Genomic DNA, 10691 nt, shown 5'->3' on the forward strand with positions numbered 1-10691 from the left:
CCCCCCGGGCTCCCGGCGGCCGGCCGGGGCCGCCGGGAGCCCGGGGGGCGCACCCGCCGACCAGCCTGCGGCCCGACTGCGCGAGGCCCCCGCCGGCACCCGGCCGGCCGGCGACGGCGACATCGTGGCCGTCCCGCGGTCCACGCCTCGCGGTCCCGAGCTGCCGGACCACGCCCCCGACCCGGCGCTCGCCCTCGACCGGGCACCCGGCCGCAACCGGGTGCCGCACCAGGCCGGCGACCGGCTCCCCGCGCTGCGGCCGACCGCCGAACCGGAGCTGACCGACCCCGGCGCCGAGCCCGCACCGGAGCGCCCCGCGCGCCGCACACCGGACAGTGCCGGGCGCCGGGCCGAAGCGGAGCGGGTGGCCGCACCGGGCGTCCGCCAGATCGCCGCGCCCACCACCAGGGAGGTGGCACCACCACCCGCCCGGGAGGTGGCCACCCCCCGGCAACGCTCCGCCGCCGAGCGGAGGGGCCGGCCCGCCAAGCCGGTCCAGGTCCGTCCCCCGAAGATCAAGTTCGGCGATCGCGACCCGTCCGTCGAGCTGGCGATCACCGAGATCGCCGGTCACCTGACCTTCACCCCGAACACGGTCACCGCCTGGTACTGGCTGCCCGAGGTGCGCTGGGCGTTCCGCCCGGACGCCGAGCGGGAGGCGCTGCTCTCCGCGATCTCCGAGCAGTACGCCGGTCTGGCCGGCTTCCGGCTGCACCTGCGCCGCACCACCCGGCCGTTCCCCGCCGACGAGTGGGCCCGCACCATCGACGCGCACACCGCGTCGCCACTGCCCGACGTGCCCGGCACCGCCGGCTGGGCCGACCACCTGGTCGCCGCCCAACGGCACCTGATGGCGGTCAACCACGCCGAGGGACAGACCTACCTGGGCGTCACCTTCGCCCGCCGGTCGCTCGGCGACTCGCTCACCGAGCGGCTGCTGCGCACCTTCGGGCGGGGCACCGCCGACGGCGAGCGCCGCAAGCTGGGCCGCACAGTCGAACAGTTCGACGAGGTCCTCGGCGCGTTCGGCATGCGGGGCCGCCGGGTCACCGCGCAGGAGCTGGAGTGGCTGCTCTACCGCTCCGTCGCGCTCTGCATGTCGCCCCCGGGCACCCTCTCCCCGATCACCAACGGCCGGTGGGAGCGCGGAGACCTGCTCGCCCTGACCGAGCAGGTGGAGCGCTACCGCACCCCGTACGGGTCGACGGTCAAGCTGGTGAACCGGATGACCGGCGAGGAGCGGCACGTCGCCGTGCTCGCCGTCGGCCGGATGGAGCCGCTGGAGATCCCCGAACGGCACGAACCCTGGCTGCACTTCCACGAGCGGCTGCCCTGGCCGATGGAGATCTCCACCCGGGTCGACATCCTCGGCTCGGGTGACTCCTTCCGCAACCTCGAGCACCGGCTCCGCATGATCCGGTCCCAGCAGCTCGACTACGCCGAGCACGGCATCGACGCCCCGCCCGAGCTGGAACGCCTGGCCAAGCGGGCACTGGTGATCGGCGACGAGATGACCACCGGGCTGCCGGTGGACTCGGCCCGCGCGCACGGCTGGCACCGGATCGCCGTCGGCGGCCGGACCCGGGAGGAGTGCCTGGAGCGGGCCCGCCGGCTCATCCAGCTCTACTCCCGCGAGCTGCGCATCTCGCTGCAGCATCCGAAGAACCAGGACTGGCTGGCCCGCGAGTTCATCCCCGGTGAGCCGATCGCCAACACCGGCTACGTCCGGCGGATGCCGGTCCCGCTGCTCGCCGCCGCGCTACCGCAGGCCGCGTCCACGGTCGGCGACCGACGGGGCGACCTGATCGGGCGGACCGCCGGCACCTGCCGCCGCCCGGTCTTCCTCGACCTGCACTTCCCGATGGAGGTCCGGGAACGCTCCGGGCTCGCGGTCTTCGTGGCGGAGCCGGGCGGTGGCAAGTCCACCCTGCTCGGCGCGCTCGGCTACCTGGCCGCCCGGCGCGGGGTGCAGGTCACCCTGCTCGACCCGTCCGGCCCGCTGGCCCGGCTCTGCGCCATGCCGGAGCTGCGGCCGTACTCCCGGGTGCTCAACCTGACCGGCTCCGAGCAGGGGACGCTGGCGCCGTACGCGCTGATCCCGACGCCGCTGCGCAGCGAGTTCGGTGCGGGCTCGGCCGGGGACCGGGAGTTCGAGATCGCCGTCTCCAACGCCCGGGCCGAGCGCCGGATGCTGGTGCAGGACATCTGCATGATGCTGGTGCCGCCGCAGGTCGCCCGCGAGGCCTCCACCGCCACCCTGTTCCGGCACGCCGTACGCCAGGTGCCGGCGGAGGAGACCTCCACCCTGGACGACGTGGTCGCCTGCCTCCAAGGGCTCGACGACGACGCCGGCCGGGAGCTGGCCAACCTGCTGCTGGACACCGCCGAGATGCCGCTCGCGATGCTCTTCTTCGGCCGGCCGCCGGAGGGGCTGCTCGGCGCCGACGCGGCGCTCACCGTGATCACGATGGCCGGCCTGCGGCTGCCCGACCTCAAGATCGAACGCGAGTACTGGTCGGCCGAGGAGTCCCTCGCCCTGCCGATGCTGCACACCGCGCACCGGCTCGCGGTGCGCCGCTGCTACGGCGGCTCGATGTCGTCCCGGAAGCTGGTCGGCCTGGACGAGGCGCACTTCATGGAGGGCTGGCGCTCCGGGCGTTCGTTCCTGGTCCGCCTCGCCCGGGACTCCCGCAAGTGGAACCTCGCCGCCCTGGTCGCCTCGCAGAACCCGAAGGACATCCTCGGCCTCGACGTGCAGAACCTGGTCTCCACCGTCTTCGTCGGCCGGATCGCCGAGGACACCGAGATCGCCTCCGAGGCGCTCCGGCTGCTCCGGGTGCCGGTCAACGACGGCTACGAGGCGACCCTCGCCTCGCTGTCCACGGCGGACGCCGGTTCGGCCGCCCGGCTCGGCTTCCGCGAGTTCGTGATGCGCGACGTCGACGGCCGGGTGCAGAAAGTCCGGGTCGACGTGTCGTACGTCGACGGGCTGCTCGACCACCTGGACACCACCCCCGCCGCGGTCGCCCAGACCGCCGGGGCGCTGCCGACCGTCCTGGCTGACCTGGAGGCGTGACATGGCGAGGGCCCGGGCACGGATCGCGGCGCTCCTCCTCGCGCTCGGCGTACTCGCCGTGGCCACCATCGCCTGGCCGGTGGTCGGGGCGACACCCGCGTACGCCGCCACGCCGGCCGCCCAGGCCCGGGCCGAGCTGTGCAGCACCAAGGAGTGGCAGGCCGACTTCCGCGCCTGCGTCGCGAAACTCAAGGAGGTCAGCGAGGACCAAGTCGAGTGCCGTAACGCCCCCGTCCCCGGGGCGCCGGACTCCGGTCTGGCCGGCTGGTTCGCCTCCCGCCCCGACTCCGCCAAGCTGCCCGGCCCGAAGGGCCTCTACAGCGACTACGGCTACGCCGGATACAGCTACACGACGTACGACGTCGACGGCGGCTGCGCCTCGTCGGTGCTGCATCCGGACTACCGCTTCACCACGATGGTGGCCAACGGCGAGTTCATGTTCGCCAACGCGGTGATCGGCGCCTCGAACGCGCTGCGGGAGCGGGCCTGGGATCCCCGCTCGATGTGGGGCTGGGCGGATCCGCTGGTGGAGCAGGCCACCAAGGCCGTCTACCAGAAGGTGTTCAGCGTCTTCGGCATCGTCACGCTCTGCGTGGTCGGCCTCTACCTGCTCTGGCGCTCCCGCCAGTCGGACATGAGCAACGCGATGACGACGGCGGGCTGGGCGCTGCTGGTGATGGTGGCGGTCACCGCCCTGGCCGCCTGGCCGGTCAAGTCGGCGAACATCGCCGACAACACCTTGATCACCACGCTGGGCGTGGTGCACGACGCGGTGGGCCCGGCGACCCGGGACATCCCCGCCGACAAGTGCGCGCTCCCGAATCCTGACGCCTGCGTGGACAAGCGCCCGCCAGCGGTCCGGGCCAGCGACACGGCCACCGAGACGATGCTCTACCGGAACTGGCTGCGCGGTGTGCTCGGCTCGGCCGACAGCGAGACCGCGAAGAAGTACGGTCCGGCGCTCTACGACGCCAAGTCGCTCTCCTGGGAGGAGGCGGAGAAGCTCCGCCAGAACCCGGCCACCCGTGAGGCGACCATCAAGGCGAAGCAGCAGCAGTGGGCCCGGGTCGCCGAGCAGATCAGGTCGGAGGACCCGGAGGCGTACGAGTATCTCCAGGGCGTCCGGGACATGGACCGGATCGGGGCCGGCTTCATCGCGGTGCTGGCCTCGCTGCTCTTCGCGATGTTCGACCTGACCGCCTCGGTGCTGGTGCTGCTGGGCTTCCTGATCTTCCGGTGGGCCGTGATCGCCGCGCCGATCCTCGGCACCGTCGGCCTGATGCGCCCGGCCAGCGCCGGGCTGCGCCGGCTGGCGAACGCGGTGGTCGCCGCGGTCTTCAACATCGCCATCTTCGGCACCGGCGCGGCCATCTACCTCTTCGCGGTCGACCTCATCATGAACACGCCCACCCTGCCCGGCTGGCTCCAGGTGGTGCTGGTCTGGCTCTGCGGCGTGGTCGGCTGGCTGCTGCTGCGTCCGTACCGGCGGATCACCCAGTTCGGCGGCAAGGACAGCAGCGAGGCGATCAGCTCGGCGGGGTCGTGGCACCGGCGATTCTTCCGGGACATGCGGGTGGCGGCCCGGTTGGACGTGGTGGAGCCGGGCGGCACGGCCGAGCCGGCGCTCGGCCGGCGGCGCGGCGTGGTGCCCGACCAGGGCACCCTGCGGCCGGAGGCCCGGCACGAGGACCCGTCACACGCCGCCGCCGGCCGGCAGCGGCCGGACGGGCGGGAACGGACGGACGAGGCGCCCGCACCGGAGCAGCCGGGCGGCGGCCGGACCACCGCACCGCGCCCCCGACGCCGGCAACCGGCCACCTGGATGGAGCCGGACGTGCCCGACGAGTCGCCCGCCTTCGCCATCTACCGTCCGGGCTCCGCCGAACGCGCGCCGGCCAACCCCAGTCCACGGGTGCGCTCCGAGGCGCGGTGAGCACGATGCGACGGGCGCTGGAATTCCTGTTCACCCGGGCCCTGCGGTCCCGGCTCGGCGTCGCGGTGGTGATCGCCGTCCTGGTCTTCGGCGTCATCGGGGCCGCCCGCCTGGTCTCCGGGCCCGTCGACCCGTCCACCGGTCTCAGCAACCGGCCGAGGGAGCCGATCAGCACGGTGGATCCGGAGGCCGGCGACGACGGCGTGCTGTCGAGCCCGGCGGCCGCCAGGCCGAAGACCCGGCCGGGCGAGCTGACGCCCGAGCGGGCCGCCAGCCGGTTCACCACCGCCTGGCTGGCCGGCCCGGGCAGCAGCGGGGACGACTGGCAGGCGCGGCTCCGCCCGCTGTCGACCCCCGCGCTGACCGAGAAGCTGACCGGCGCGGACCCGGAGAGCGTTCCCGCCCGGCGGGTGACCGGCCAGGTCACGCTCCGCCCCCGGACGGAGTCCTTCGTGGAGGTTCTCATCCCGCTGGACAACGGTCGGCTCCGGCTCGAACTGGTGGCCCCGGAAGGCCGGTGGCTGGTGGACGCGGTGGACTGGGAGCGCCAATGACCGAGCAGTGGGCGGACGCGGGAGCGCCGCGCCGCCGGAAGCTGCGGCTCGGCGTCGTGGCCGCCGCGGTTACGACGGTGCTCACCCTGCTCTGCTGCGTGGGCGGCGCCGCCGCCTTCTTCCTCACCGAGCTGGGCGGCGAGGAGAAGGACGAGGCGACCGTGGCCGGGCTGGCCTGCGACGCTGCCCACCGGGTCAGCATCACCGGCGACATGCCCCGCTTCGCCGAGTACGGCGAGGGCCAGCTGCGCAACGCGGCCGTCATCATCAAGGTCGGTCAGGACATGAAGGTGCCGGCCCGCGGCTGGGTCATCGCCCTGGCCACCGCGATGCAGGAGTCCGCGCTGCGGAACCTGGCGAACAGCACGGTGCCGGCGTCGCTGGCGCTGCCGCACGAGGGCGTCGGGTCCGACCACGACTCGCTTGGCCTGTTCCAGCAGCGGCCCGGCTGGGGCAGCGTCCAGCAGCGCATGACGCCCTCCTACACCGCCCGCAAGTTCTACGAGAAGCTGGTCCGGGTGGCCAGGTGGGAGCAGCGCCCGTTGACCGTGGTGGCGCAGCGGGTGCAGGTCAGCGCGTTCCCCGACGCCTACGCCAAGCACGAGGACCTGGCCGGCCGGATCGTCGACGCGCTGGCCGGCGGCGCCGCGCGGACGGTGCAGATCGCCGGCGAGGCGGTGTGTGACGCCGCCTCCGGCGCCCGGATCGCCGCCTCGGGCTGGACGGCGCCGATCCCGGGTGGTGTCGGCTCCGGCTTCCGCACCGCCGACCGGCCCAGCCACAACGGAGTGGACATCGCGGCCCCCAAGCGGGTCACCGAGATCCACGCCGCGTCGACCGGCCGGGTGCTGGTCGCCCGCTGCGACCCGGACCACTCCGGACGACGCGACTGCGACCGTGACGGCTGGCCGGGCAAGGGCGGGTGCGGCTGGTTCGTGGACATCCTGCACGCCGGGGGGTACATCACCCGCTACTGCCACATGCTGGAGCGCCCCCGGGTGGTACCCGGTGAGTTGGTGGCGGCCGGTGACGTGATCGGCCTGGTCGGCAGCAGCGGCAACTCCTCCGGGCCGCACCTGCACTTCGAGGTGCACGTCGACGGCGACCGGTCCAGCCGGGGCGCCATCAACCCGGTGCCGTTCATGCGGGAACGCGGCGCGCCGCTGGACGGCAGCACGTGAGGCCCACCGACGGATGACCGGCCCGCTGCCCGACCCCTTCGCGGACCAGCCCGACTGGGCGCCGCTGCCACCGCGACCGATCGAGGTCGTCCCCGCCACCGGTCGGGTGGAGCTCCGCGGTCGGCGGGTGCTGGTCGGGCTGCCCGGCCTGGGCTGGCGGGGTGACCTGCGCGCCGACGAGCGGGTGGTGCAGGGCAGCCGGACCTATGTGCCCGTCATCCCGGAACACGAGTGGTACCGCGCCGAGTCCGAGCAGGTGGAGGTCTTCGCGCCGCTGGTACCGGTGGAGCGGGTCTGGGTGGAGACGGTTGGCGACCGGAGCGGCGCCCCAGTCCCGCCCCGCGAGCCCGGGATCAGGCTCGTCTCCCTCGACGCGCCGGCCCACCGGGCGCCGACCCCGGTCTTCGAGGCCGACGCGGTGGCCGGCCGGCGGGTGGTGCACGTCGTCGGGCCGACCGAGCACCGTGACCTACGGGCGGTGACCGAGACCTACTCCGGCGCCGAGGGGGACATCTGCGTCCGGGTCACCTCCGAGCTGGAGTGGTACCGGTGGGCCTGGCGCGGCCAGGCACCGACCACCCTCGAGGTTCCGGTACACCTGCTCTGGATCGAGTAGGGATTCAGACGGCGCGCTTTCCTTCGCACACCCGCCAGTCATCGCCGAGCCGCGCCACGAACCGCCAACTCTGCCGGTCGCTCTGCGATATCCCGTCAACGAACGCAGAGATGATGAGGTCAACCGTGACCTCAGCCGAGTCGCCCTGCTGCTGCACGCTCAAGCCGCCCCAACTGACCGATATCGTCGTTCCGAATCGCTTCTCCCGCGCCACCAGATCGTCGCGGAGCAGCCGCAGGTCGCCGAGATCGCCCCCGCCCTCGCAGGCGAACTGGCTCGCCTTGGTGTCGTTCCGATCCACGAGGAAGGCGCGCAGGTAGTTGTCCACCACCACGTCTGGGGCGCTGCGGTCGGGGGCGGTGGCGCGGTCGTACAGGATGAACGCGGTCACCCCTCCGCCGACGCAGAGCAGCGCGAGCAGCCCGGCGACCACCGAGAGCACCGTGCGCAGCCGACGCCGGGGGCGCTGCGGCGCCGGAGCCGGCGCCGGGGGCGCCACCTGCTCGGGCGGGGTCCGCTGCGCCGGTACGCGGGAGACCTGGGAACCGGCGGGGGGCTGCACTGATTCCACCCCCTGAGGCTATCGGCTGCACGCCTCGTACCCAATGCCCCAGATTCGCCGATCGCGCCCGCTCGATGCCCGGAGGCGGGACAATGCCCGGCCGAGGCGAGGTGACCCGGCTCGCAAAGACCACGCAGCGCCGGTCGACATCCCGGAGCGGGGCCGCCGGCTGAGTTACCGTCACTGCGCGGGGGGAGATGTCGGCCTCGGGAAGAGAGGTGGACGGGTGGCCAGTCCGAAGGCGCGAGCCGGCCGGGCCGCCGCCCTGCACCGGCGGGCCACGGCCACCGCGACCGCCGCCGCCGGCATCCTCGACGAGATCCGGCCGGCTCCGGCCGACCACCACCGGCAATACGAGCTGGCGGAGCGGCTGCGGGCGGCCGCGGCGCTCGCCGCCCCCGGTTGGGCCGGCGCCGCCCTGGAGACGCTGACCGCGGCCACCCCGCCCGGCGACCGTCCGCCACCCTTCGTCCGGGTCGGCACCGCCGCGCCGCTGGACGACGCCCGGTTCCCAACGCTGGTGCCGCTGCTCGGCAGCGGTCACCTGAGCGTCGACACCGACGCCACCGACCCTCGGGTGGCCGGGCTGCTCCGGGCTCTCCTGCTGCGGCTGCTCGCCGCCGCGCCGGCCGGCTCGCTACTGGTCCGTGCGGTGGACGCCACCGCCGACCGGGATTCGACCCGCGGGGCCTTCGCGGGGTTCGCGCTCTTGGCCGACGCGGGGCTGCTGCCGCCGCCCGCCGTGGACGTGGCGGGGCTGCGGACGGTCCTCACCGAGGCGGAGCAGTGGGTGGCCGCCGGCACGGCCCGGCAGCGCGGGCACGACCGGACGCTGCTCCTGGTGGTGGCCGCGCTGCCCGCCGCGACCGGGGCGTCCGACCTCGGTCGGATCGAGGAACTGGCCGCGCGGGGCCACCGGGCCGGCCTGCACCTGGTCGTGGCCGGCTGGTCGCCGGACACTCCGCTGCCGCAGGCCACCGCCGTCGCGGTACGCAACGCGTACGCGCTGGTGGGTGATCCGCCCGGGCAGGCGCTGAGCAGCCCCGGCCCGGAGACGGCCGGCGGGCTCAACTCCCCGGTCTTCGTGGCGGAGGACCCGCCCGACGAACTGGTGACCGGGGTCTGCCGCCGGCTGGCCCGGCAGGTCGAGGACGGGTCCCGGCTCTCCCTGACCGATCTGCTGCCCGGCGGGGAGCTGTGGGAGTCCGGTTCCGTCGACGGGCTCTCGACCGTGGTGGGCGACGCCGCCGGGCGGCCGGTCAGCCTCGGCTTCACCGAGCTCACCCCGCACTGGCTGGTCAGTGGCCGGTCCGGTGCCGGGCGGTCGGCGTTCCTGACCAACGTGCTGTTCGGGCTGACCGCCCGGTACGGCCCCGACGAGCTGGCGCTCTACCTGGCCGACCTCGACGACGGCGAGTCCTTCGTGGAGTTCCTGCAGACCGAGCGGGACCGCTCGTGGGTGCCGCAGGTCCGGGCGGCCGGGATGGCCGCCGATCGGGAGTACGTGGCGGACCTCATCGGCCAGCTCGAGGCGGAGCTGCACCGCCGGGAGGAGGCCGGCCGGCGGGCCGGTGGGCAGCGCTACGCGGAGCTGCGGGAGCACCAGCCGCTGCCCCGGATCGTCTGTGTCATCGACAACTTCCCCCTGCTGCTGCGGGAGCGCGACCGGCTCGCCGCGGACCTGCTGGCCCGGCTGGACGTGCTGGCCCGCGCCGCCCGGGCGTACGGCATCCACCTGGTCCTGGCCGGCGAGGGCGACCTGGGTATCGGCGGCCCGCGCGATCCGCTGCTGGGCCAGTTTCCGGTGCGGGTGGCGCTGCCCGGCGGGTCGGGGGTGCTGGAACCGGCGAACGACGCCGCGGCCGGGCTGCCGGTGGGCAGCGCGGTGGTGAACACCGCCGGCGGTCTGGGCGGGCCACGCGGCGCCACCCGGGGGCACGAGCGGATGATCCGCTTCCCCGATCCGCACGAGGAGCCGGAGTCCCTGGCCGAGCTGCGGCACCGGCTCTGGGCGGCCCGGCCGGAGGGGTGCGGGGCGCCGGTGGTCTTCGCCGGGTTCGCGCGCCCGCTGCTGGGCAACGACCCACGGCACCGGTCGGCGCTCGCCGGCCGGGCGCACGGGCCGGCCGCGCTGCTCGGTCGGGCGGTGGACGTGCACCGCTCCACGGTGGCGGTGCCGCTCGGCCCGGCCGCGGGGCGGAACCTCGCCGTGCTGGGCCGCGACGAGGAGGCCGCCCGGCTGCTGGTCACCGCGGCGCGGAGCACGGCGGCCCACCACGCGTCCGCCCGGTTCGTGCTGGCTCCGCTGGCGAACGGGTCGGAGGAGCCGGCCGCGGCGCTGGCCGCCGAGCTGGCGGAGCGGCACCGGGTGGAGACGGTCGACGTGGCCGGGCTGCGCGCCGCGATGGACGCGGGCGAGCCGGGCTACCTGGTGGTGTTCGGGCTGGACGTGCCCGACGCGGCGGAGCTGCCGGTCGAGCGGCTGCGGTCGCTGCTGCGGGAGGGGCCACCGGCCGGGTTGCACCTGCTCGGCTGGTGGCGTTCGGTGGGGCCGCTGGCCGGGCTGCTCGGCCCGGAGGGTGAGATCGACAAGCTGGCCGCCGTGGTGGTCACCGACGTGCCGGGGGCCCGGTTGGAGTCGCTCTTCGACCGGCCGGTGCTGTGGCGCCCGCGTCCGGGCCGGGCGGTGCTCTGGGACGGCCCGGGCGAGCTGGGCACGGTGCTGGTGCCGTTCGGGGAGGAGCCGGCTACGTGAGCGAGACCGGAAGC

The 10691-nt window shown here is 74.8% G+C and carries 7 protein-coding genes; 6 read left to right on the forward strand and 1 reads right to left on the reverse strand.

Annotated features, from left to right (window positions below; translation table 11 throughout):
• The 5 genes from DKT69_RS05780 to DKT69_RS05800 form a co-directional block, all read left to right on the forward strand.
• The coding region (locus DKT69_RS05780; RefSeq protein WP_109800550.1) for an ATP-binding protein at positions 1-3076 on the forward strand (3076 nt) is incomplete at its 5' end.
• Position 3077: 1 nt separating this feature from the next.
• Positions 3078-5009 (forward strand): MraY family glycosyltransferase, encoded by a 1932-nt coding sequence (locus DKT69_RS05785; protein ID WP_109800551.1) that lies wholly within the window; start codon positions 3078-3080, stop codon positions 5007-5009.
• The gene (locus DKT69_RS05790) at positions 5006-5563 is read left to right on the forward strand and encodes a hypothetical protein (RefSeq protein ID WP_109800552.1); all 558 of its coding nucleotides are present in this window, start codon (positions 5006-5008) and stop codon (positions 5561-5563) included. Before DKT69_RS05785 ends, DKT69_RS05790 begins: the two co-directional genes overlap by 4 nt.
• Positions 5560-6744 carry a M23 family metallopeptidase gene (locus tag DKT69_RS05795; RefSeq protein ID WP_109800553.1) on the forward strand — a complete coding sequence of 395 codons (1185 nt, stop codon included), beginning with the start codon at positions 5560-5562 and terminating at the stop codon, positions 6742-6744. The genes DKT69_RS05790 and DKT69_RS05795 overlap by 4 nt, the downstream gene beginning before the upstream one ends.
• A 13-nt stretch (positions 6745-6757) precedes the next feature.
• Positions 6758-7360, forward strand: coding sequence for a hypothetical protein (locus tag DKT69_RS05800; protein ID WP_109800554.1), 603 nt, complete (start codon positions 6758-6760; stop codon positions 7358-7360).
• A 4-nt stretch (positions 7361-7364) separates the two neighbouring features.
• Here DKT69_RS05800 and DKT69_RS05805 read toward each other — a convergent pair whose 3' ends face one another.
• Complete coding sequence (locus DKT69_RS05805; protein WP_109800555.1) at positions 7365-7922, reverse strand: hypothetical protein; 558 nt, start codon at positions 7920-7922, stop codon at positions 7365-7367.
• Between the two features lie 226 nt (positions 7923-8148).
• On the opposite strand from DKT69_RS05805, the gene DKT69_RS05810 reads away from it, so the two are divergent.
• Positions 8149-10677 carry an FtsK/SpoIIIE domain-containing protein gene (locus DKT69_RS05810; RefSeq protein ID WP_109800556.1) on the forward strand — a complete coding sequence of 843 codons (2529 nt, stop codon included), beginning with the start codon at positions 8149-8151 and terminating at the stop codon, positions 10675-10677.
• The last annotated feature ends 14 nt before the right edge of the window (positions 10678-10691 follow it).

This window comes from Micromonospora sicca (assembly GCF_003172935.1).
Lineage (GTDB): Bacteria > Actinomycetota > Actinomycetes > Mycobacteriales > Micromonosporaceae > Micromonospora > Micromonospora sicca.